Source organism: Paenibacillus timonensis (assembly GCF_022427145.1).
GTDB classification, from domain to species: Bacteria; Bacillota; Bacilli; order Paenibacillales; family Paenibacillaceae; genus Fontibacillus; species Fontibacillus timonensis.
On record NZ_JAKSXN010000012.1, the window covers coordinates 23116 to 47009 of the forward strand.

The following is a 23894-nucleotide window of genomic DNA, read 5'->3' on the forward strand; positions in this document are numbered from 1 at the left end:
TACATTCTGCCGAAATCGTCAGAAATAGCGAATTCTATTCGATTTTTCGTATATAACTCGCCTGCGCTAATGTTTTACTCCACTTGGCCGAGCTGAACCGAGCTGACCGTCCAAGCTCCCGGCAGCTTCATACGGGACGCGAACTTCCTGCCCCGGCGCCACCGCTAGCTCCTGGTCTCTCACACTAAACCGCATGGCCGTCGAATTCTCGCCGGAAGCCTTGATGACGACCTCCCCCCGGCTGACGCGTATCCGGTAGGAGCCGCCGCGAAGGCAGACCGGGAACTCGATCGCCTGCCAAGCGGATGGCAAAGCCGGCCGAAGCTCCGCCTGATTTCCATCATAACGCAAGCCGGCAAATCCCTGGATGGCCGCCATCCATGCCCCGCCATTCGCCGCAGGATGCGTGCCGCCGATATAGAGGTCTCCGACGTATTGCTTCGATTCTCCGGTTAAGTCGATCGTCGCCGTTCGCATAAAATACGGATAACCCCAATCCGGCGAACCCGTATCCGCTGCCACCAAGGCATAAATGCAAGCGCTGAGGCTCGAACCATGCTCCGTACGCGGCTCGTAGTAAGCCCAGTTCGCTTGTTTGACGGACGGCGCATAATCGCCTTTGAACAAGTGCAGCATCAGCACCACATCGGCTTGCTTCAGAATTTGCGTTGTCGTTGCAGGGCCGTTTCCCCCGCCGAGATATTCGTGCGGATGAAGCATCCGGCCTTTCAGATCCGGCAGCGAAACGTCCTCCAGCGTATAATAGCGATCGAATTGCTCGATCAAACCGTCCTTGGCATCCGGCTGAGGAACGTATAACCGATCATGCATATCGCGGATCTGTTCCGGGCTGACGGCACTCTCCGCCAGCAACGCTTCGTAACGCTCGGGGTTGCGGCTTCGCAGAATCTCCATGGCATCCAGGGCGACGCGCAGGCATTCCTTGACCATTCGGTTGGTAAACGCGTTGTTATTCACCCGCTCGTGGTATTCGTCAGGTCCGGTGACATCCAGAATTTCGTACCGTTGCTTCCGCGGATTGAAGTACCCATACGAATAAAAGAACTTGGCACACTCCCACGCCACCTCGGCCCCACCGTCCAAAAGCAGGCTCTCATCGCCGGTAAACGCGTAATACTGCCAGATCCCGTAAGCCACATCCGCGCTGATATGCACCTGCTTATCGCGAAAGTAAGTCCGCATCGGACGACCGGTAAACACATCGTTGACGTTAAAAAGCGTACAGGCATCATCGCCCGTCTCTTGGCTTTCCCAGGCATAGAATGCCCCGTCATAGCCGTATTCTGCCGCTTTGCGTTTCGCGCCGTCCAGCGTATGCACCCGGTACATCATCAAGTTGCGGGCCACCTCCGGCGCCGTATGCAGGAAAAACGGCAGCATAAACATCTCCGTATCCCAGAATACCGCGCCTTTATATACCTGGCCGGATAACCCCCGGGCAGGAATGGATACGCGCTCCGAGCGGTCCGGCGCGATGATATGCAGCTGATACATGCTGTAGCGCAGCGCCAACTGGGCTTCTTCGTCGCCTTCAACCGTCATGTCGGAGGTTTCCCACTTGCGCTCCCATCGATCGGCGTGCTCTTGCAGCAGCCGATCGTAACCAAGCTGCCGCGCTTCCCGTGCGGACTGCGCCGATGCCGTCCGTACGTCGCGTGCCGGTGCCCCGTCCTGTCCGGTCCACACGGCGACGTATTTGACGAATTCGACCGGTTCGCCGGCCCGGCACCGCATTTGGATACGGCGGCGGACCGAGAGATCCTCACGAAGAAGCTGATGCTCTCCGCCTCCCCGAACTTCCGCGGCTTCCGCCACCGTTACCGGTATGCCGAGTTCCTGTGTCCAGGCGGTAAGCGACAAAACTTCTCCTGCCGCATCCGTCCCGCTCTCGATCCGTTCCAGATGTGGGCCGTTGATGTCCCAAACATCGCCGTCAATGCCGGTGACGATCGTAAACTCGCCTTCCCGGCTGCTCTCTACCGCGATACGGGATACGATCAGCTCCGGGCGCACCGCGCTGCAAAACCGTTCCGACGTGATCGCGACCTCCGCTCCGTCCGCCGTGCGGAACACAGAACGACGACGGTGTACGGCGCGGCGCAGGTCCAGCGCCTGCTCGTGAGCGACCAGCTCCGGACTGGCGTCCCCTCTGGCGTCTCCTTCGCCGGCCTTGCCCCGGGCCCCCGCATCAGCCGGATCCACGGCCTTGAGCACACTTAACGGCGCCCCATCCCAAAAGACCGCCGTTGCTAGTCCGTTCGGCGCGTTCACCGGCTCGCGCCACTTGTCCCCGACCTTGTCGTACAGCCCGGCGACGATCGTTGCGGTCAGCTCGCTTTTGCCAAACTCCTCCAACGTCCCCCGATAGCCCAGCACCCCATTGCCAATCATGAACTTGTTGCCGTGGTGTGCGATTCGTTCCGGGTCGAACCCGCTTTCCCTGACGATCCAGCTCATTGGATGACCGCCTTTCGCAGCGGCACCCGAATCCCCGCTTCGCCGATGGTAACCAAGTTCCCATACATCGAAATCTCCACTTCGCCGCCGGTCATTGCGCTGACGGAAGCTTCATTCTGATCCACTTCCACCAACAGCTTCGTCCCTTGATAGGTGACCATGAACCGGTAGCTCCGCCAACGCTCAGGGATGCTCGGATTCAGCACAAGCCTCTCCCCGTCCGAACGCATCCCGCCGAATCCGTATACGATATTCATCCAGGCTGCGGCGATCGAGGTCGTATGCAAACCTTCCCGCGTATTGCGGTTATAGTTGTCGAGATCAAGCCGGGTCGCGAACTCGAAGAACCTGTACGCCTCCTCCGAACGCCCGATTTCCGCCGCCAAAATCGAGTGAATCGACGGCGACAGCGAGGATTCGTGGATGCAGCGCGGCTCGTAGTAATCGTAATTGGCGCGTTTTTCCTCCAACGAATATTCGCTGCTGTACAGGAACATGAACATCAGCACGTCCGGCTGCTTGATCATGTCGTACCGGTATAACCGGTCATACGACCAATGCGAATAAAGCGGAAATTCCGTCACCGGAATCGCGTGAATGTCCAGATGCGGCAGGTCGAAGAAACCGTCATGCTCTTCGAAAATCCCCGTCCGTTCATCCTTCGGGATTTTCATGTGCTGCGCCTTGTTCTGCCAGTCCTTCTGCTCCTCGGCCGTCAGGCCGATCCGCGTTGCCAGCTCGCCATAAGCCGCGGCCGCCTCGCCCCGCATCGCTTCCAGCACCTCCAGCGTATATTCGAATAGCTTTTTCGCCATCAAGTTGAGATAGCAGTTGTTGTTAACCATGAGCTGAAACTCGTCGGGACCCATCACGCCGAAGTAGCCGTATTTCCCCGACTGCTGCCCCCACTGTCCGCGAGTAGCGTAAAAACGGCTGATTTGGATCAGCATTTCCGCGCCTTTTTCATACAGGAAGTCCTTGTCGCCCGTGATGTTCACGTAATGACGAAGCCCGTACGCCACCGCCGTGCCGACGTGCAACTGCAGATTGGAGTGCTGCCACAGGTCGCAGCTTTCCGTTCCGTCGATCGTGGCAATAGGATAAAATGCCCCTTCGCAGTCCAGTTCCTTGGCCCGCTTCAACGCTTGAGGGAGCGATTGATAACGGAATTCGAGCAGGCTGCGCGCTGCCTTCGGATTGTTAAAAATATAGAACGGCAAGCAGTACGATTCCGTATCCCAGAAAGCCAGCCCCCGATACGCCTCGCCGGTCAGCCCCTTCGCGCCGATGTTGAAACCGGGATTATCCCCGTGGTAAGTCTGGTACAGCTGGAAAATGCAAAAGCGGATCCCCTGCTGATTCTCCGGATCTCCTTCGATGGCGATGTCCGATTCCGCCCACACCTGGGCCCAATAGGCTTGTTGATCGGCCGCAATCGCATCGTATCCCAGTTGCGTATGCCGCTCCGCCAGCTCGATCCCCCGCTGCCAAAGGTCATCGTTACGAACCGTAAGGTCCTTCTCCGCCACGTTGACGACGAGTTTGTCCAGTATGCTGCTCTTTCCCTGAGCCAGGTCCAGGGTCAGTTCCCGACCGATGTAGCCTTCCTCCTGTACCAGTTGATTGTTCACGGCATCCCTCGCATCCACGCGGAAACCGGAAAACAACCGGTTGCGCGTATTCGCCGTCTCCCCTAAAATCCCCGCGATCCCGGTTCCGCCGGATGCGGCTGTTTCTCCTTGCTTCAGCTCTTTCCAATAATACCGCTGCTGATCCTCATGGAGCACCGCCAGGTCCAATCCCGTCCGCACCTGGACCGTCCCGGAAAAGTTCAGGGGCGTAAACGTGATCCGCTGTGCCCCGAGATGCGACACCTTCATGCTGACGAGGCGTTCAAACGTGAGCTGCACGTTTTTCCCGCTGGCCGTATGCCACACGAACTCCCGGGTGTAAATCCCGGTGCGGAAATCCAATTCCCGCCGAAAGTCGCTGAACCGGCTCTCCGCCAAATCCAGCGTCTCCCCGTCCAGCGTGATCCGCGTATGCAGCCAATCCACCGCATTCACCATGAAACGCAGCGATTTAATGATCCCTTTGTAATGGGCCGTCACCGGACTTTCCTCGAACAACCCGTTGAAATAACTGCCCATCAGCGTATCCCCGCCATACCCTTCTTCCGGATAACCTCTGACCCCCATATATTCATTCCCCAGCGAAAAAATCGACTCGCTGACCCGGTTCCTCCCCGGATCAAAGCCTTCCTCCACGACCTTCCAGGGGTCGACCTGCAAATATTTGTCCGCGATTTTCGGCATGCTCGCCCTCTCCTCCTGTGTTTAGCGCTTATCTTGCGATCTGTCCTTCAGGGCCGACAAGACCGCTCCCTATCCAGCTTAATGGAACGTTCGCCGCCGCCCAATGTCCAGGAGTAAGGAGCTTATGTGCGATTATACGGAGTTGGAATCCCGGCGGTTTGCCCTGCTTACCTTCTCATGCGCTCCTTTACAGGATTATCCTTTTCGTTCAGGGTGAGGTCCGCGGAAAGAGGGAGACTGGTTTAGTTAGGTAATTCGTTTCTCGTTGACCGGGTCAACTCCTGACTTCCCCTTTTCTCTGTAGCCTGATTAAACGGGATGATCGTGCTAAGGCGCTCGAGCAGAGAAGGGGTTTTGAGCATAAAAAACCGGAGCGCTCCTCACGCTCCGGCTACTCCGGCATCCAACAAGATCAGAATTACAATTCGTTAATAAACACCGTCTTCATTTTACCGCTGTATTGTACATCAAGCCCCAGCCCCTGTACGAGTAAGGCTAACGGTACATAGGTTTTGTTCTCCTTGCCGACCTTCTGCAGGAAAGCCGGCGTTGCGGTGGCGGCTGGCGTGCCGTCCACTTGAATTTGCTTAGCGCCGACCGGAATCACAACCGTCCGGGTTCCATAGGTGATCGTAGCGGTGGAATTGCGGGAATCCCATTTGCTTTGGGCTCCGACCGCATCGGTTATGTCCTTGATGGCCACGAACGTTTGCCCGTTCTTCAGGATCGGCGGATACGGCGTGTTCAGTTCTTGCCCTTTGACCACGACGGATATCGGAGCGCCACCGCTCTTCGCCGCTGTTGTCCGGAAGCTTCCCCAAACCGTTTCGGCGAAGATCTTGGCGATTTCCTCATATCCGGCTTGATTCGGATGGATATCGGTATCCGAAAAAATATGCGTCAGCGAAATTTCGCGCCCCGTAAAGGAAGTCGCCACATGGGCTGCCTTTATCGGCTTCGCTTGGGTCGCATGATCGGCTACGACGCCATCCACGATCGCGGTAAACTTGCCCGCCAGCTGCTGCAGTTCATCGTAAATGGAGGCGCCAACGAGCTTCGGCACCGGCTGGTATTGGTCGGCAATCACGATTTGCGCTGACGGGTTGAGTTCCGTCAGAATGCGGACAACCTCGCGAAGGTTGTCGCCATAAGCCTTCAACACTTCTTCGCTTTGGGCGCGGAGCTGCTCGAGCGAAATGTTCTTCACATCCGGCAACAGTCGAAGCAAGTCGTTCCCGCCGATCGTGATCGTGATCAAATCGGCTTTCTGCAGGTCGGCCTTCGCTTGCCCAATGCCGGAAGCAAAGGAGGCGATTCTTGGATCCTGCACGTTTGGCTGAATGTCCGCAGCGGCGACCGGCGAACCTGCCTGAATCGCCGTTATGTAGTTTTTCAATCCCTCGCTGGTCAAACCGAGGATGCCGTAGTTGACCGCCGAGGTCCGGCCATGGAACAGCCCTTGTTCTTTCAGCCGATCGACGAAGCCGTATGGAACGCTCGTCTCCGTCATCCCCGGCTCGTACCCGGCGGTAATTGAATCGCCGAGCGCCACGATAAGGTAGCCGTCGGCTTGAACCGCTTCGGCGGCTTTGACAGGTGCGGCGGTGGTGCCGCCGAACAGGAAAAGGATCAGAGCGAGCGCTCCCGACAGGACGGAAGCCATGTTCAAGCGAATGTTCTTCAAGCCTCTCAACTCCTTTAAATAGTAGATCATGGGTACGATAGCGCGCAAAACCTGAGGTTCGGTTGCGGCCTCAGGTCTTGTCGATGTTGCATGAATACCGGCGCCTATGCCGTTATTCCGGCTTCTTCTCTATGCGTCCGGTCCTCTTCAGATATTCATCATAACGGCCATCGATTTCCTTGGCCATTTTTCGATAATTCAACGTCTCTTCCACGATCGGGTCCAACGTCGTTTGGATGCGGATTTCGTACTTCGGCGACAATCTTCTGCGCTCTTCCTCGCGGCGTTCTTCCTCGCTGCCGTATTCCCCTTCGGTCAGCATCTCGCTGAGCTCGCGTTCCAGTTCCTTGCTATCGCTCATCCTTGACACTCCTTCCGGTATTCTCGATCAAGCGTACCGCGGATTCTTCCGGTCCATGCATGCCCGCCAGCCGGGGACCTCCGGATAAAGCCGGTCCTTACAAACCGGTTGCATCTGCAGCCCGGATCACGCCCAGCAACTCGTCATGGATTTTGCCATTGCTGGCAATCAAATGGCGTACGCCGATGTGATAAGGGTTACCTGCGGTATCGGTCACTATTCCTCCCGATTCCTTCACGATCAGTGCGCCGGCGGCGACGTCCCAGGCGTTCAGTCCAACCTCGTAATAGCCGCTCAACCGGCCGGCAGCCACATAAGCCAAATGCAAAGCAGCCGATCCGGCGGCGCGTAGGCTGCGTACTTCACTGGATAAAGCGTTAAGCCCGCGCATGTTCACCGGCAACGCAAACTCCCGGTCCGGGTTAAAGCCGACGGCGACGATGCTGCCGGACAAAGCCGCATCGGCGGATACCTTCGACGGCTGCCCGTGAATGTAGGCGCCTTTGCCTTTCTCCGCCACAAACATCTCGTCACGCATCGGATCATAAATCACGCCGATGATGACCTCGCCTTTATATGCCAGCGCAATCGATACGCAGAAAAACGGAAATCCGTGCACAAAATTGGTCGTTCCGTCCACCGGGTCGACGATCCATAAATACTCCGACTCGCTGGCCTGCTTCAACGCAGCCGCGGAAGCCGCAGCTCCCGGTGCTACCCCTTCCTCGCCGAGGATCGCATGATCGGGAAAATGCGTTAGAATCAGCTTACGGATCATCGCCTCCGCACCTTTATCCACGTCCGTCACAAGGTCCTGGGGCGATTGTTTCGTATTCAGGTCCCGGTGGCCCCCAAGCCGGCTCTTAATCCATTCACCCGCTTTAGCGGCGCTGTTGATCGCAACGGCCATCGGGCTTTTGCTTCCTACTACATATGGAACTTTCGGATTCGATTCCAATCGATTCACTCTACTTTCATCGTAAACTGATAATCTACTCCTAAAAAACTATACGTCATTCATTTCTCAAAGTTGCGTCCTTTCGCCTGTCCTGGCGCAGATTAAAGCGAAAGCCGCGAATCCCTATTTGCGGTTGTTCAAAAAATCATCTTTCCATGACGGAGACGAGCGTATGAAGTGGATTCGACATCGAATCTTGAATTCACCTGAACCCTCCGTTGCTCGCATCCCCCAAACGTACGCTCCGCTACTCAGCCCCTAGCTTCATCCAACCTACTCGGTCCTGATAACCTGACTTTTTGAACTTGCACTATATGCAAAAAGTCCGTGTCCAAAAGCGGGGCTTCGCCCCGCCGGAAACGAACTTTCAGCTGACAGACCGCATGCGGCCCCTTCGTTATGCACCTACGATATTGTACCCGCCGTCCACGAAAATAACCTCGCCGGTAATCCCGCGGGACAGATGGCTGATCAGGAACATTGCCGTGTCGCCAACCTCCGCCGTTTCCGTCGTTCTGCGCAGCGGCGCTTTCTCCTCGACCTGTTTCAGGATCGAGTTGAAATCGCTGATGCCCTTGGCCGCCAGCGTACGGATCGGCCCGGCCGATACCGCGTTGACGCGAATGTTCTTCGGTCCAAGATCGTTCGCCAGGTAGCGTACCGAAGCTTCCAGTCCGGCCTTGGCCACGCCCATGACGTTATAGTTGCGCATTACGCGCTCCGATCCCATGTACGTCATTGTCATAATGCTTCCGCCTTCCGTCATGAGCGGAGCCAGGCGTTTCGATACAGCCACCAGCGAATAAACGCTGATGTCGTTAGCCAACGCAAACCCTTCGCGAGACGTATCCACAAATTCACCCGCCAAGTCCTCGCCTTTAGCGAACGCGATGCTGTGCACGAGGCCGTGCAGGACGCCAAACTCGCCGCGCAGCGTGTCCGCCAGCTTGTCGATCTCCTCATCCACCGTCACGTTGCACGGCAGAATCAACGAACCTGGGATCGTCTCGGCCAGCTTGCGCACCCGGCCCTCCACGCGTTCGCTCTCATATGTAAAAGCCAAACGGGCACCTTGCTCCGCCAAACTTTGCGCAATCGCCCATGCGATGCTGCGCTCATTGGCAACCCCCATCACGATTACATTTTTCCCCGCTAATAAATCACCCATGAATATCCTCCTCTATAGTGCACCTTTCATTTTGTACAACTTACCTTATTTCCCTGCAATTTTCAAGAGACCCGAAGATCAGCGCCGGCTTGTCCGAATGCATTACGGCTTAATGCGCACGCTGGCTCCGTCCAAAATTTCAACGCCATCCTCTTGGTAGCGCGCCATATCCTCCATTAACGCAAATAACGCACCGTCCTTAAGCTTGGCCTCCAGCATGACGTCGACCCGGTCGGTGATCGGGGCGATGCTGCGCAGAAACTCGAGCAGCGGTAGGACGATGACATGGTCGGCGTGACCACGCGGATCACTGGCGCTTTTGGGGCTGGACGCATGGATCTTCGGCGGCAGCGGATCATCGGCCGGCGAACCGGCCTGCGCATACGGCGTTTGCCACGTCGCTAGGATGCGCGGCCACAGCTCGGCCGGGGTCTCGCCTTCATGATTCACCCACTGATGGTGAATGTCGAGCACCATCGGAATACCCAGCGCTTCGCATAGCTCCAGGGTCTCGGGTGCGTTAAACGTCTTATCGTCGTTTTCGAACGTCAAACGTTGCTTGATGCGTTCCGGAAGAGCCGCCACGTTCTCGCGGAACCGGGCCCCCGCGGTCGGCTTGTCCCCGTAGGCGCCGCCGACATGGATATTGTTCTTCGCCCGGGCGTCCAGGCCCATGGCGTCAAACATGGCGACATGATGATTCAGATCGCGGATCGAGGATTTCAGCACCTCGGGCCGCGGCGTACTTAATACCGTAAAATGGTCCGGGTGAAAGGACACCCGAAGGCCGTGCTCCTTGACATATTTCCCCACGGCGGCAAACGGCTCCCGCAGCGCTTCGTAAGGATTCCAGTCCGACAGCGACTCGTGGGTCGCTAGAGGAATCAGCTTCGAGGAGAAACGGTAGACCTGAATATCGTTGCCGACGTTATGCCGGAGCAGGCGAAGCGTATTATGCAGATTGTCTCCCGCGATCATCTCCAGCTTACGGATCGCCGCCTCGCGGTCGGCAATCCCGTTAAACGTCTTCAGCGTCATCGTCTTGGACGGCGACGCGTTTTCGATCACGGTGGACATCGCCACATAACCGAAGCGTACGATCATTTTCGGGCAGGATCTCCAAAAAACATTTCGTACGCCAGAGCGGTCTGTACCGCAGACTCTTCTTCCGTCAGCGGACGGACCAGCTCCAGCTCAACCGAGGTAACTTCCTCTCCATTGAAGTTGATTTCGGCAACGCAAGCGGTAATTTTCACGATCGCCACCGCCTTATTATCCGGCGAATAAGCGATCACCTTTTGCCCTGTCGGAAATACGCGCAGCCCCGTTTTGAGCATTTTGCCACGACCGTATTCCAGCAGCTCGTAAAGCTCCTGCTCTTTCTTGAATTTGCAGACCGAGTTGAATTCCGTTTGAAACCCCACCGTCATCCCTTCCTTTCCTCAGCCGGCCGTCCGGGCAGCGATGGCCGCCCGACTAGATCCCGCTTTCGAACTCTAGCGCCTGCCGGGCTGCATAACGCTCCAGCGCCAGCTCGATCAAGCGATCCAGCAGCGCCTCATAGGCCACCCCGGTTTCCCGCCACAAGAGCGGGTACATGCTGAAGGGAGTGAAGCCCGGCATCGTATTCACTTCATTAATCCAAACCTTGTGATCCGATTTCCGCACAAAAAAATCGGCCCGGCACAGTCCGCTGCCGGCGATGGCTTTAAACGCCTTGACCGCCAGCTCGCGGATCCGCTCGGCCAGTTCGGTATCGACAGGTGCCGGAATCAACATCTGCGATTTGCCGTCCAGGTATTTGGCCTGGTAATCATAGTATTCTCCAGAGGAGACGATTTCTCCCGGTACGGAAGCGAGCGGCTCGTCGTTGCCAAGCACCCCGACCTCCACTTCACGGGCATCCACGAATTCCTCGACGATGACCTTCACATCGTAGCGGAAGGCCAGCGCCACCGAAGCCAGCAGCTCCTCGCGATTTCTCGCTTTAGAAATGCCGACGCTCGAGCCAAGGTTCGCCGGTTTCACGAAGCAAGGGTAGCCCAGCTTCTCCTCGATTCCCTGAATCAGCGTATGGCTGGCATGCTCCCATTCGGAAGCGGTGAAGTAGCAGTAAGCGCATTGCTCGAGCCCCGCTTCGGCGAACAGCTTCTTCATAATGACCTTATCCATCCCGGCCGCGGAGGCAAGCACTCCCGCACCGACATAAGGCAAATCGGCCATTTCGAACAATCCTTGGATCGTGCCGTCTTCGCCGTTCGTGCCGTGCAGAAGCGGAAACACCACATCAATATCCGATTGGCCGGATGAAAGCTTGCCGAACAGCAACCCCATCGCGGCGGACGTGTCCCCCGCGCTCCCCCCGAGCTTCAAATCCTCCAGCGCGGCAAACGGCGCGTTCAGCTTGCCGCCGACTTTCCACTTCCCCTGCTTGTCGATATAAAAAGGAAGCAGTTCGTATTTCTCGTAATTAAACGCCTTAGAGACGGCGAAGGCCGTCTGCAGCGAAACTTCATGTTCTCCCGATTTGCCCCCGTAGATGAGGCCTACGGTGATTCTGTCCTGTCCCATAATAAACCTCTTTCCTTGAATAGGTAGTTCAAAAAGTGATCTTTGGATCACGAGGTACTTCATGAAGATCAATCGACATCGAATCTTGAATTCAGCCGAGCCTTCCGTTGCTCACGTAGCTCTTAGCTACGCTCCGCTACTCCGTCTCTAGCTTCATCCAACCTTCTCGGTGCTCCAAACCTAACTTTTTGAACCTCATTGGAATAGGTAGTACAAAAAGTGATCTTTGGATCACGAGGTACTTCATGAAGATCAATCGGCATCGAATCTTGAATTCAGCCGAGCCTTCCGTTGCTCACGTAGCTCTTAGCTACGCTCCGCTACTCAGTCTCTAGCTTCATCCAACCTTCTCGGTGCTCCAAACCTAACTTTTTGAACCTCATTGGAACTAGGTAGTTCAAAAAGTGATCTTTGGATCACGAGGTACTTCATGAAGATCAATCGACATCGAATCTTGAATTCAGCCGAGCCTTCCGTTGCTCACGTAGCTCTTAGCTACGCTCCGCTACTCCGTCTCTAGCTTCATCCAACCTTCTCGGTGCTCCAAACCTAACTTTTTGAACCTCCATTGACTCGACTCTAGAATCGGTCCGCGATATGAAAAAAACGATACACCGTATTGTCGGTCCAGGCGTAGGAGTCCCGGTAGTCCCAATAGCGGTGTTTGCTTGGCGTCGTATGGGCGTTGACCAGCGGCATGCCGCCGGCGTCGAACGCGGTCACGATGGTATTGTGCTGAAACGTGCCGTTGCCGTCCCAATCATAAGCGATGACGTCGCCGAGCTGAAGCTGTTCCGGACGTTCGAGCAGCTCGGCGCGAAGCCCGGCGCGACTTTGGCCGAGATGGCGTTCCAGCGCGTTGGCGACGGACCAGCTATAGCTCCATAGCTCCCGTCCCCCGACGTAGCCTTTGTACCACCAGCCCGATTCTCTTTTTCCAGTATAGTTTATTGGGGCTCCGCCTGCAAAGAGGCATTGGGAGATATAGTTCGTGCAGTCGACCTCAAAGGCGGCGAACTCCGGATTGAAGTTATCCCACCACCGATCGGCGTACAACACGGCCTCCTCGCGCCGGTAGGCAATGCTGCGCGCGCTCCCTCCCCCGAGGACATCGCGGTTCAAGAACGGTCGCGGCGCAGTGCCTTTACGTCCCGCCGCTTCGCCTTCGTCATAAGCGGGAAGCATGATCGCCGGGTGCCGTTCGGGGATCGGCTGCTCCACCTTGATGACGATCCAGCCGGAACCGTCGCGAGTCAACGTCAAACGTTGCTTCTCGATCCGTTCCTCCTGGTGGCGGGCGCCTCCCTTTTCATAGTATATTTTTCTCGACAGCTGCAGATCGACCTCGATCTCGCCCTCGCGGTTTTCAATCTCGCGCACCAGCTTGGCCCGGGTCTCACAGCGCAACGGCGCCGCTCCCCGATGACGATACCAGCTCTCCAGCCTGCGCTTCCGTTCGCCCCGCCGCAGCAAATAGTCCACATCGGTAACGACTGTGCCCCCGCTAGGCGTGCGATAGTCCACTTCGTCCTGGTTCTGCTCGTTTACGTAAACCGACAACGTCTTCTTCCATTCATCCGCCATACGTTCACGCCTCCTTTTCCCTGTTAGTCATTATATGAACGCCCGGGAGGGAGTATGTTTTGCACCTGTCCCGCAGGGGTCTGAAAGCCCATTCATCCGCACTGGTGAAGCCTAAACGGGCTTGGAACCGGGTACAAAAAGTTCTTTACTCACCACGTCAGGGAAGGTATACTAAAATCAAAGAAAATTTGAAATTATGTTTCAACAGGTGAAACCATTCAAGGAGGTACATCCATGTCAGCGAACGATTTCTACTCTTCTGCCCGTACGCTGGAAGTCGGCGGCAAAAGCTACCGTTACTTCGACCTGCAGGCTCTCGAGCAGCAAGGGCTCGGCAGTATTTCCAAATTGCCGTTCTCGATTAAAGTGCTGCTTGAGGCAGCCGTCCGTCAATATGACGGCAGAGCCATTACCCAGGAGCATGTGAAGCAAATCGCCGGTTGGAGCGAGGGCCGCGATGAGAACAAAGAGATTCCGTTTATCCCCGCTCGCATCGTATTGCAGGACTTCACCGGCGTCCCGGTCGTCGTCGACCTTGCCGCCATGCGCGATACCGTGAAGAAAGCCGGCGGCGATCCGAAACAGATCAACCCGCTCGTGCCCGTCGACCTGGTCATCGACCACTCCGTTATGGTCGACGCGTTTGGTTCCCCGGATGCGCTGGAATACAACATGAAGGTCGAGTTCGAGCGCAACGAGGAACGTTACCGCTTCCTGCGCTGGGCGCAAACGGCCTTTAACAACTTCCGTGCCGTACCTCCGGCCACCGGGATCGTTCACCAGGTCAACCTGGAGTATCTGGCTTCCGTGGCTGCGACGAAGACCGTGAACGGCGAAACGGTCGTTTACCCGGATTCCCTCGTCGGCACGGACTCCCATACGACGATGATCAACGGCCTTGGCGTCGTTGGCTGGGGCGTTGGCGGGATCGAAGCCGAAGCCGGCATGTTGGGGCAGCCGCTCTATTTTGTCGCTCCGGAAGTGATCGGGTTCAAATTGACCGGCAGCCTAGCCGAGGGTGCCACCGCGACAGACCTGGCGCTGACCGTCACGCAAATGCTGCGCAAGAAAGGCGTCGTCGGCAAATTCGTTGAATTCTATGGCCCAGGCCTGGCCAACATCAGCCTCGCCGATCGCGCAACCGTGGCAAACATGGCCCCGGAATACGGTGCTACGATCGGTTACTTCCCGGTTGACACGGAAACGCTCGCTTACCTGCGCAGCACCGGCCGTTCCGAGGAGCAAATCGCTCTGGTTGAAGCGTATTACAAAGCGCAAGGCATGTTCCGCACGAACGACACGCCGGATCCGGTGTTCTCCGATCTGATCGAGCTGGATCTCGGTTCCGTCGTACCGAGCTTGGCCGGACCGAAACGGCCGCAGGACCGCATCGAGCTTACGGCGATGAAGGAAAGCTTCAACACCATCATCCGCACGCCGGTCGAGAAAGGCGGCTACGGCCTCAGCGAAGAGAAGATCGAACAATCCGTGCCGGTGAAGCATCCGGACGGCTCGACCAGCGAGCTGAAAGCCGGGGCGGTCGTGATCGCGGCGATCACGAGCTGCACGAACACGTCCAACCCAAGCGTCATGGTCGGTGCCGGCTTACTGGCGAAGAAAGCCGTAGAACGCGGCCTGACCAAGCCGGGTTACGTGAAGAGCAGCTTGACGCCAGGCTCCCTGGTGGTCACCGAGTACCTGCAGAAAGCCGGCCTGATCGAGCCGCTGGAGGCTCTCGGCTTCCACGTTGCCGGTTATGGCTGCGCTACCTGTATCGGGAACTCCGGTCCATTGCCGGACGAAGTCAGCACGGCGATTGCCGATAACGATCTGACCGTCGCGGCCGTGCTCTCGGGCAACCGGAACTTTGAAGGCCGCGTCCATGCGCAGGTCAAAGCCAACTACCTGGCTTCCCCGCCGCTTGTCGTCGCTTATGCGCTGGCCGGAACGGTCAACATCGACCTGCAGAACGATCCGATCGGTTATGACCGCGACAACCAGCCGGTTTACCTGAAGGACATCTGGCCTTCTTCCGCGGAAATCAAGGAAGCGATCGGCCAATCGGTGAGCCCGGAGATGTTCCGCAGCAAATACGAGCACGTCTTCACGCAAAACGAACGCTGGAATTCGATTCCGGTTCCGCAGGGCGAACTGTACGAATGGGATGAGAAGTCGACCTACATCCAAAACCCGCCATTCTTCGAAAAGATCAGCGAAGGGCTGTCCGACATCGCCGATATCCGCAATGCTCGCGTGCTGGCTTTGCTTGGCGATTCGGTCACGACCGACCATATCTCCCCGGCCGGCAACATTTCGCCGAACAGCCCCGGAGGCAAATATTTGACCGATCATGGCGTCGAACGGAAGGACTTCAACTCCTACGGTTCCCGCCGCGGCAACCATGAGGTGATGATGCGCGGCACGTTCGCGAACATCCGCATCCGCAACCAGGTCGCACCGGGCACGGAAGGCGGCGTGACCAAATACCTGCCGACGGACGAAGTGATGTCCATCTACGACGCTTCGATGAAATATCAAGCAGACGGCCAAAATCTCGTCGTAATCGCCGGCAAAGAATACGGTACCGGCAGCTCCCGGGACTGGGCGGCCAAAGGCACCTACCTGCTGGGCGTCAAGGCGGTCATCGCCGAGAGCTTCGAACGGATCCACCGCAGCAACCTGGTTGGCATGGGCGTCCTGCCGCTGCAGTTCCAGGAAGGCGTGAGCTGGAAAACGCTGGCCATCGACGGGACCGAAACGTTTGATATCGACGGGCTCAGCAATGACGTGAAGCCGGGTCAAGAACTGACCGTGACGGCAACCCGCCAGGACGGGACTACGTTCCAGTTCCCGGTCGTCGCCCGTCTCGACAGCATGGTCGACGTCGATTACTATCACAACGGCGGCATCCTGCAAACCGTATTGCGGCAAATGATAGCTTCAAACGCATAAACGTACGCTTTCTATGCAAAAGAGTTCCCTTCAAACTACGAAGGGAACTCTTTTTAACTTGCAGACGTAATAACGCGATTCCGATACGATGGCAAACCCGGTCTTGCTATACAGTTCCAATGCGCCGCGATTCTCAGCGGCTACGCTAAGCCGTATTCGCGTACGACCCAACGCCAGAAGCAGCCGAACGGTTTGGGCCAGCATCTCACTCCCATACCCGTGCCCCTGGTGGGAAGGCAGCACGCAAAAATCATGGATCACCGCCGCATCGCTCCCGAGCAGATTGACGCGAATCAAGCCGATCCGCTCCTCCCCGTGGCAACCGATATAGTTGTGGCGGCCGGGTTCCCGGGTATGGCCCAAATACCGGAGCGTCCACTCCTCGTCATCGCCAAACGCCTGCGACATGCAGCGCACCATAAAGCCAAAATCCTCGAGCTCCTCCGGACGCAGCCTCAGGTCCGGGTGACCGGCGGTGCCCTTCGGGAATGCGGTGAGCTCCATGGCGAACTGCGAGCCGTCAAGCCAGGCACCGAGGTGCCCCACGCAACGCAGGCCGGGTTCGGAATCGGCGGGCACCTTAAACCGGCAGGTTTGGAATCCCTGCTCGCTCATCTCCGCCTCTGCCGCCACAAATAGACGCTGGAAGATACCTTGACGACGCCATTCCGGATGAACCATGACGTTCAGGTTCGCCTCCACTCCATCCGCGGTATACCAGATTAAACATCCGGCGAGATGCCCCTCTGCTTGGTAGAGATAGGCGCGATCGCCGCTTTCTTTTGTTAAATTATCCAGACCGATATGGAGTTTCGAGCTATCCGCCTGACGGCAAATCTGCTCCAGCTCCCGAATCGGTTCCAGCGATTCCGGCGAAAATTCCGTTAGCTTCACTATCTGATGCGTTGACATCAAGTTCATTCCCCCTTTTGCAAAATCGATGCTCCCATGTGATATAAATGAGGCTTTACACTACATTCACCATCTGTTATATTATAAGTATAACAGTTAGAACAAAAGGAGATGCCACACTGTGATTATACAGCTGGATTTACAATCGGACGTCCCGATTTATACGCAGCTGGTCCATCAAATTATCGAAGGAATCGCCAGCGGACGGCTGCAACCGGGCGAGCCCCTGCCGTCGGTGCGAAGCCTGGCTTCCGACATCGGCGTCAACCTGCATACGGTGAACAAAGCCTACACGCTGCTTAAGCAGGAAGGCTACATTCAGGTGCATCGCCAAAAAGGCGTCGTCATTGATCCGGTCGGCATGCCGCCGGTCACTCCCGAATTCCGCGAGAAGCAGCGGCGCGAGCTGCGTCCGATCGTGGCGGAGGCGATTTGCCGCGGTATGGAGAAGGACGAGCTGCTCTCCCTAGTGGAGCAAATCCATCAAGAAATTACTCGAAAGGAGTAGTGTACTATGATGCTTCTATCTACGTTGTTGTTGTTGCTTATGTTTGTCCCCCTGCTGGCTTCCCTGGCCTACATGCCGTATTTGACCCGGAGCACGGTGAGCTTTGGCGTGTCGGTCAGCGAGGAGCAGTATTGGAGCGAACCCGTTCGGCGCTTACGGCGGCAATATACCGCTGTGAGCGGGGCGATATATTCGCTGCTGCTGGTCGCGTGCCTGCTAAGTCTATGGAACAAGGACGGTAACGCCCAGGGAGCCTGGTTCGGCGTTTACGTCGGACTCACCATCGTTTTTTCTACGGCCCTCAACCTGGTTTTCTATTTCCGGATGAAAAAATTACGTCCGACCCTGCCAACCGCTTCAGCTGCTCCCGCCCTGCTGGCGGTGGACACCGGCTTTCGCCGTCAAAAACTGGCGCTCTCCGGCAAGTGGTTCCTGATCCATGCCGTCATTATCGCTGCCAGCGCGGCGTTGGCATTAAGCCAATACGCCGCCATTCCCGACCCGGTGGCGATGAAATTCGACTTCTCCGGCCAAGTGGTCCACAGTGCCGCGAAATCTTACCGCATCGTCTTATTTCCGAACGTGATGCAGGTGATTATGACCGTCCTGTTCTGGTTTGTCAACTGGTCGATTCAGCACAGCAAGCAACAGCTTCAGGCCGGCGATCCGGAGCGTTCGCTCCGCCAAAACGCCGCGTTCCGCCGCAGATGGTCCGTTTTTACGCTGGCTTCCTCGCTGGCACTGGTCCTGATGTTCTCGTTCATGCAAGTAAACATGATTCGTCCGATGGACCAGAACCTTCTCATGTTGGTTAGCATGGCCGTACCGGTGTTTATCGTACTGTTCGCGCTCGTGTTGTCCTTCACCACGGGACAAGGCGGAAGCCGGATCGGCCGCGGACCCGCCGCTGCCGGTACAGGCACGGCGCCTGCACAGGATGATCGCTACTGGAAGCTGGGGGCCATTTACTTTAACCCGCAAGACCCAACGATATTTGTCGAGAAGAGAACCGGCATCGGCTGGACGATGAACTTCGCCAATCCGATCTCTTGGATCACCTTGCTTGGCATTCTGGCTGTCATCGGCTGGTCTGCCTGGCTCGCGAAATAGATCTAATGGAGCATACATTAAGGAGGAGATTACGATGACCAAACGATCCCAACTATTCAAAAATGCAGCCGCCGCTGCGCTGGCGCTTAGCCTGACCCTTCCGTCGGCTTCCGCATTTGCGGCGAAGCAAAGCGCTACGTCATTGGCCCCGGTACGGGAAGCTGCCGAAGCCTTTGGCGCGCAAGTCCACTGGGAGTCCGGCAGCCACACCATCCTCGTGGCGAAGGACGGCCATAAGCTGGTGTTGACCATCGGTTCGTCGGAAGCCCTGCTCGACGGGAACCGTGTGGCTTTAGGCGAACCGGTACGCATTGCCGATGGCCGGGCGCTGATCGACGCCGAATTCCTTGCCGAAGCGTTCGGAGTGAAGGATACGGCCCAGGCGGAAGCCGGCACAAAAGATCCCGCGGACCTGTTCCTGAAGGCGCTGCTCGCCGGAGACGGTACGGAAGCGGCGAAATATGTCAGCGCTTCTTCGTCCTACGCCCTTCCGGCCGCTATGCTGAACCAGCTGTGGGCCAATTATGAAACGGTGTTCGGCAAAGCGGCCGGCGCACCGTCCAAGAGCGAGACGGCCACGTCGGTCCATCGCAACGTCACGTACGCCTTCCAAACGGCAGCGGTTCCGGTCAACTTGACGCTGCGGCTTAACGCCGCCGGGGAGATCGACGATATGTACATCGCCGCCGCGACCGGCTCGGCCTACCAAAAACCCGCCTACGAAGACGCTTCCGCTTATACCGAGCGGGAAGTGACCGTTGGCGAAGGGGCTATGGCCCTGCCGGGCACATTGACGATGCCAACTGGCGACGGCCCATTCCCGGCGATCGTACTGGTACACGGCTCCGGCACGAACGACCGGGACGAGGCGATCGGAAGCGCCAAGCCGTTCCGTGACCTCGCGGTCGGCCTGGCTGCGCAAGGCATCGCCGTGCTGCGGTACGACAAAGTCTCGTACGAGCACACGTTTAAGGTCGCTGCCGATCCCAAGTTCACGCTGAAAAAAGAGACCGTTGACGATGCCTTGAAGGCCGTCGCTCTGTTGAAAAAGACGCCGGACATCGATGCTTCCCGCATCTTCGTGGCCGGCCATAGCCAAGGCGGCTACGCCATGCCGTTGATCACCGCAGGCGATACAGCCGGCGACATCGCCGGGACGATTTTGATGTCCGGGCCCAGCGGCAAATTCGCCGACGTGTTGGCCGAGCAGCAAGCCGAGCTTGTCAGCCGTGTGAAGCAGCTTGGCCAAGACCCGGCGCCTTATGAGCAGCAAGCCGCCTTCTATACGTCGATCGCCGCGATGGTCAACGACCCGCAGTATACGGTTGACCATATGCCGGAGCAATTCCCGTCCCAGCCTGCCTACTGGTGGTTCGAGCAGAAAAATTACGTGCCGGCCGAGCTCGCCAAGCAGCAATCCGGTCCGATGCTGATCCTGCAAGGCGAAAACGATTGGCAAGTGACGATGAAGCAGTTCGAAGGCTGGAAAACTGCGCTGCAGAACCGCAAGGACGTCACCTTCAAATCGTATCCGCAGGTCAATCACCTGCTGGCCAAGGTAGGCGGCCTTTCGATCGGCGCCGAATACGCCCAGCCATCCAACGTTTCCAAAGAGATCGTTGACGATATCGCGGCATGGGTTCGGGGGATGAAGTAAGTCGCGCTGCGCTTACTTCCCCATCGAAGCCAACAAAGCCCGCCCCCTATTGGGGCGGGCTTTGTTGTTCCTTAAGTGCCGGCTGCCACTTCGCGTGGAGGCACAAAAAAATAAGGTGATCCCATCCCTTATTCCCCTCTGCCATCTGCCTTTCGCCGCGTCCGCAACGGCTACATCATCATGCCCATCTCCCGGGCCGCTTCCACCAGGATCGGCCCGTACTCCTCCAGCCGCTGCAGCGTCAAGCGGCTGACCGGCCCCGACACGGACAGGGCGGCGGCCAGCTTCCCCGTCCGGTCGAAGATCGGCGCGGAGACGGCGGATGCCCCCGGCTCCCGCTCCTCGTAGCTGGTGGCATATCCGAGCTCGCGGATCTCCTCCAGCTGCGCCACATAGGCCGCCCGATCAACCGCCGGCGGCCAATCCGGGCTGTCCAGCACCGCCTGGAGCACCTCCTCGCCCGAGTAGGCGACGAGCACCTTGCTGGACGCGCCCACGTACAGCGGCAGCCGCGCCCCGACCGGCGCGACGCGGCGGATCGCCTGGTTGCTCTGCACCGCCTGGATCCGCAGCCGCTCGTTGCCGTCGCGCAAATACAGGCTGACCGTCTCGCCGAGCCGGTCTCGCAGCCGCTCCATCAACAGCAGCAGCAGCACGGCCGGATCGTCGCTGTGGGACATGTGGGTCGACAGCTCCCACACCTTCAGCCCAAGACGATATTTCTCCGTCGCGGGATCGCGAACGACGAACCCCCGCTCCTCCAGCGTGGTCAATAAACGGTGAACCGTGCTTTTATGCAGGCCGATTTCGGCGGCAATCTCCGTCAGTCCCAAATCGCTAGCTTTCGTGAAGCAACCCAATATATCCAAAGCCCGCTCGACCGCGCGCACCGTTAGCTTTCGGTCTTCCATCCGGCATCTACTCTCCTTAGGTTTCACTATATGAAACTCGGTTACATAAATTATATGAAAGAAGCGAATTTCCGTCAATGAAACACCTTCCATTGACATTAACAAGGGATCGACTTACGATTAAATTCAGGAGAACCGCGCTATTTCGACATTTTTTCTTGTTTATTTGCCAATAAAAGCGTTTTCCTAACGGTAAACAGTCCAGATCGCAATCATATAATCTAGTAATGGGAGGGAAGCGCATGAGCCACACCGGCCGAAATGACCTTCCCTTGCCTTCTTCGGCTTACGTAACCGGCGATGTTCCCGCGGCGCCTGCCCGGCACATCAGCATCAAAAATATCCTCGTTGCTCTCTTGCTATCCGTGTTGTTTTTCCTGATTTTTTGCTTCGTCTCGCTGCACGGATATATCGCCTGGGTGTTGTCCAACCCGAAGGTAGCGCCGCTCTACTCCAATCCGAAGCTGTCCATCAACCTCGAATACGAGGACATCGCTTTTCCCGCAGCCGACGGGAGCCGAATAATGCAAGGGTGGTATATCCCCGCGGAAGATTCCGTCAAAACCATCGTCTTTAGCCATGGGTATGGGGCCAACCGCGAGGAATCCTGGATTCCGATGTATGATCTGGCCAATTTCGCCCATCGTCTTAATTTTAATGTCCTGATGTTTGATTACGGCTTTGCCGCGCAAAATAGCAAGGAAGTCGCCACCGGCGGCAAAAAGGAAGCCCAGCAGCTGCTCGGCGCGATCCAGGTCGCCAAGCAACGGGGCGGCCAGGAAATCATCGTCTGGGGCTTCTCCATGGGAGCCGGTACCGCGCTGCAGGCCGGATTGAAAAGCCCGGACATCGACGGCATGATCCTCGACAGCACGTTCCTGCTGGAGCCGGATACGATGTATCACAATATCCGCCAGCATATCGGCCTTCCCCGCCATCCGTCGCTGGAGATCATCGGCATGCTGCTGCCGGTGCTGAACGGGACCAGCCTGCGGCAAATTCCGTACGCCCAGGTCAAATCGGAGGATTATCCGTATCCGATTCTGTTCATTCACGGCACCCAGGATGAAAAAGCGCCTTACCCGATCGCCGAGAAATTGGCGGCGAACCAAACCAACCCCGATTCCGACGTGTGGATCGTGGACGGCGCCCATCATGAATTGATTTTCCGCGAGCATCCCAAAGAGTATCTGCGCAAAGTATCGCTGTTCCTCGGGAAAATCAAGCTCGCGTCCCAAAATACGAACGTACAAACCGGGTCCGTATCCGAATAGCATAAGCCAACCCTCCTCGCCAATATGTTAGTAGTAATGTATTTCTTATCCCTGAGGAGGTAGGCCAATGTTGTTCGTTTACGGGCCTTTTTTGCCTGTGCGCATTTTGGAGGAAATCCGGTTCTGGAAGCAGCAGGAGGCGGAGCATACGGAGGTGATTCAGGCGATCGTTCCGGGTCTGGAGGCCGATTACGTTCGGCTGCTGGAGGAATGGAAGCCGATTTTTGCGGGGACGGAGGCTGCCGCTGACAAGCTGCTGCAGCACGCTTTGGCTACCCCTCACGCCACCTCGAGCCCGGAGGTCATTCATCAGACAGAACGGCTGCTTCAAGCGTCGTTTCAGCAATCGCGGGAATTCATCCGCCACCTTGAGTTCATGCTGAAGCATAGCGCAGCCGTTAAATCGGTGCCGCTAGCCCCGGTTGTGCTGCTGCATATCATTCGCGAATCGGCGTATTTCCTTGAGGTGCTCGAGCGGCTGAACCGGCCGGGGCAAATCGCCGGCAGCATGGCCGGGACGCCGCCGTATCCCGATCCGTATCACGCGAGCGCCGGAGCGCAGCCGCCTTACCGGGAACAAGAACACGCCATCCCGGCCAAGGAGGGAGACGCGGAGGAACTTTCGGCCATTGAGGCGGAGCAACCACACTTGACGGCACCAACCGCCACCACCGTCTCCGCCGCGTTAAACCGAGAAGAACCGTCCGAGGCGAACGGCACCACGGAACCCGAGCCGGAATCCTCGCTGGAAGAAGCCCACCTTCGTCAGGAGCCGGCCGCTGACGATAACGCCGCAGCTGCGGCAGCCCGCGTGCCGGAACGCCCCGTTCCGATCGGCGGACATACGCTTCCTCCCCTGCCTTACCCGTATAATGCACTGGAGCCCCACATCGATGAGCAGACGATGCGCATTCACCACGACAAGCACCATAAAACGTACGTCGACGATTTGAACAAAGCGGAGTTGAAGCTGCAGGATGCCCGCAAATCCGGCAACTTCGATTTAGTGAAGCATTGGGAGCGAGAGCTGGCTTTTAACGGCGCGGGGCATTATCTTCATACGATTTTCTGGGACGTCATGAATCCGCAGGGCGGCGGCAAACCGCAAGGCGAGCTGCTGGAGCAGATCAAACGGGATTTCGGCAGCTACGACGCATTCCATAAGCAGTTCTCCGAAGCGGCCGCGAAAGTGGAAGGCGGCGGCTGGGCCATCCTTGTGTGGAGCCCGCGTGCCCACCGGCTGGAGATCCTCACGGCGGAGAAACACCAGAACCTGTCGCAATGGGACGTCGTCCCGCTGCTTCCGCTCGACGTATGGGAGCACGCGTACTACCTGAAGCACCAAAACGTGCGCGCCGACTACATCAAAGCTTGGTGGAACGTCGTCTATTGGCCGGCCGTAGCCAAGCGGTACGAGGCCGCAAAAAAACTAAAATGGCAGCCGTTTTAAA

General features: G+C 57.4%; 18 protein-coding genes. 6 read left to right on the forward strand and 12 right to left on the reverse strand.

From position 1 onward, the window contains the following. Positions 1-66 precede the first annotated feature (66 nt). From MJ257_RS06485 to MJ257_RS06530, 10 genes are all read right to left on the reverse strand, one after another. Positions 67-2478 carry a glycoside hydrolase family 65 protein gene (locus tag MJ257_RS06485; RefSeq protein WP_240268452.1) on the reverse strand — a complete coding sequence of 804 codons (2412 nt, stop codon included), beginning with the start codon at positions 2476-2478 and terminating at the stop codon, positions 67-69. Beyond that, positions 2475-4793 carry a glycoside hydrolase family 65 protein gene (locus MJ257_RS06490; protein ID WP_240268453.1) on the reverse strand — a complete coding sequence of 773 codons (2319 nt, stop codon included), beginning with the start codon at positions 4791-4793 and terminating at the stop codon, positions 2475-2477. Before MJ257_RS06490 ends, MJ257_RS06485 begins: the two co-directional genes overlap by 4 nt. A gap of 418 nt (positions 4794-5211) precedes the next feature. After that, positions 5212-6477 carry a stalk domain-containing protein gene (locus MJ257_RS06495; protein WP_240268454.1) on the reverse strand — a complete coding sequence of 422 codons (1266 nt, stop codon included), beginning with the start codon at positions 6475-6477 and terminating at the stop codon, positions 5212-5214. A 112-nt stretch (positions 6478-6589) separates the two neighbouring features. Further along, positions 6590-6838: a hypothetical protein gene (locus MJ257_RS06500; RefSeq protein ID WP_240268455.1), complete on the reverse strand. Its 249-nt coding sequence runs from the start codon at positions 6836-6838 to the stop codon at positions 6590-6592. Positions 6839-6935: 97 nt separating this feature from the next. After that, positions 6936-7805 (reverse strand): inositol monophosphatase family protein, encoded by an 870-nt coding sequence (locus MJ257_RS06505; RefSeq protein ID WP_240268456.1) that lies wholly within the window; start codon positions 7803-7805, stop codon positions 6936-6938. Positions 7806-8193: 388 nt separating this feature from the next. Further along, on the reverse strand, positions 8194-8964 hold the full coding sequence (fabI, locus tag MJ257_RS06510) for an enoyl-ACP reductase FabI (RefSeq protein ID WP_240268457.1): 771 nt from the start codon (positions 8962-8964) through the stop codon (positions 8194-8196). 102 nt (positions 8965-9066) lie between these two features. Continuing rightward, positions 9067-10068 (reverse strand): UV DNA damage repair endonuclease UvsE, encoded by a 1002-nt coding sequence (gene uvsE / locus MJ257_RS06515; RefSeq protein ID WP_240268458.1) that lies wholly within the window; start codon positions 10066-10068, stop codon positions 9067-9069. Continuing rightward, on the reverse strand, positions 10065-10388 hold the full coding sequence (locus tag MJ257_RS06520; RefSeq protein WP_240268459.1) for a hypothetical protein: 324 nt from the start codon (positions 10386-10388) through the stop codon (positions 10065-10067). The genes uvsE and MJ257_RS06520 overlap by 4 nt, the downstream gene beginning before the upstream one ends. Positions 10389-10440: 52 nt before the next feature. Then, on the reverse strand, positions 10441-11535 hold the full coding sequence (locus MJ257_RS06525) for a D-alanine--D-alanine ligase (protein WP_240268460.1): 1095 nt from the start codon (positions 11533-11535) through the stop codon (positions 10441-10443). A 579-nt stretch (positions 11536-12114) separates the two neighbouring features. Then, entirely contained in the window at positions 12115-13119 is a 1005-nt protein-coding gene (locus MJ257_RS06530; RefSeq protein ID WP_240268461.1) for an amidase domain-containing protein, read from the reverse strand. A gap of 234 nt (positions 13120-13353) precedes the next feature. Between MJ257_RS06530 and acnA the strand changes: the two genes are divergently transcribed. Beyond that, the gene (acnA, locus tag MJ257_RS06535; RefSeq protein WP_240268462.1) at positions 13354-16071 is read left to right on the forward strand and encodes an aconitate hydratase AcnA; all 2718 of its coding nucleotides are present in this window, start codon (positions 13354-13356) and stop codon (positions 16069-16071) included. 30 nt (positions 16072-16101) lie between these two features. On the opposite strand, the gene MJ257_RS06540 is transcribed toward acnA, so the two are convergent. Then, on the reverse strand, positions 16102-16983 hold the full coding sequence (locus MJ257_RS06540) for a GNAT family N-acetyltransferase (RefSeq protein WP_240268463.1): 882 nt from the start codon (positions 16981-16983) through the stop codon (positions 16102-16104). A gap of 121 nt (positions 16984-17104) precedes the next feature. On the opposite strand from MJ257_RS06540, the gene MJ257_RS06545 reads away from it, so the two are divergent. Genes MJ257_RS06545 through MJ257_RS06555 form a run of 3 tightly spaced genes read left to right on the forward strand, consistent with a single transcriptional unit; the run spans position 17105 to position 20258 of the window. Then, on the forward strand, positions 17105-17491 hold the full coding sequence (locus MJ257_RS06545; RefSeq protein ID WP_240268464.1) for a GntR family transcriptional regulator: 387 nt from the start codon (positions 17105-17107) through the stop codon (positions 17489-17491). 6 nt (positions 17492-17497) lie between these two features. Continuing rightward, on the forward strand, positions 17498-18601 hold the full coding sequence (locus tag MJ257_RS06550; protein WP_240268465.1) for a DUF1648 domain-containing protein: 1104 nt from the start codon (positions 17498-17500) through the stop codon (positions 18599-18601). A gap of 34 nt (positions 18602-18635) precedes the next feature. Then, positions 18636-20258, forward strand: a complete 1623-nt coding sequence (locus MJ257_RS06555; protein ID WP_240268466.1) for an alpha/beta hydrolase family protein — start codon at positions 18636-18638, stop codon at positions 20256-20258. A 170-nt stretch (positions 20259-20428) separates the two neighbouring features. Here MJ257_RS06555 and MJ257_RS06560 read toward each other — a convergent pair whose 3' ends face one another. Next, complete coding sequence (locus MJ257_RS06560) at positions 20429-21169, reverse strand: IclR family transcriptional regulator (RefSeq protein ID WP_240268467.1); 741 nt, start codon at positions 21167-21169, stop codon at positions 20429-20431. Positions 21170-21411: 242 nt separating this feature from the next. Between MJ257_RS06560 and MJ257_RS06565 the strand changes: the two genes are divergently transcribed. Both MJ257_RS06565 and MJ257_RS06570 read left to right on the forward strand, forming a co-directional pair. Further along, positions 21412-22443: an alpha/beta hydrolase gene (locus MJ257_RS06565; protein WP_240268468.1), complete on the forward strand. Its 1032-nt coding sequence runs from the start codon at positions 21412-21414 to the stop codon at positions 22441-22443. A gap of 67 nt (positions 22444-22510) precedes the next feature. After that, a complete protein-coding gene (locus tag MJ257_RS06570) occupies positions 22511-23893 on the forward strand; it encodes a Fe-Mn family superoxide dismutase (RefSeq protein ID WP_240268469.1) in 1383 nt (460 codons plus the stop codon). Position 23894 lies beyond the last annotated feature (1 nt).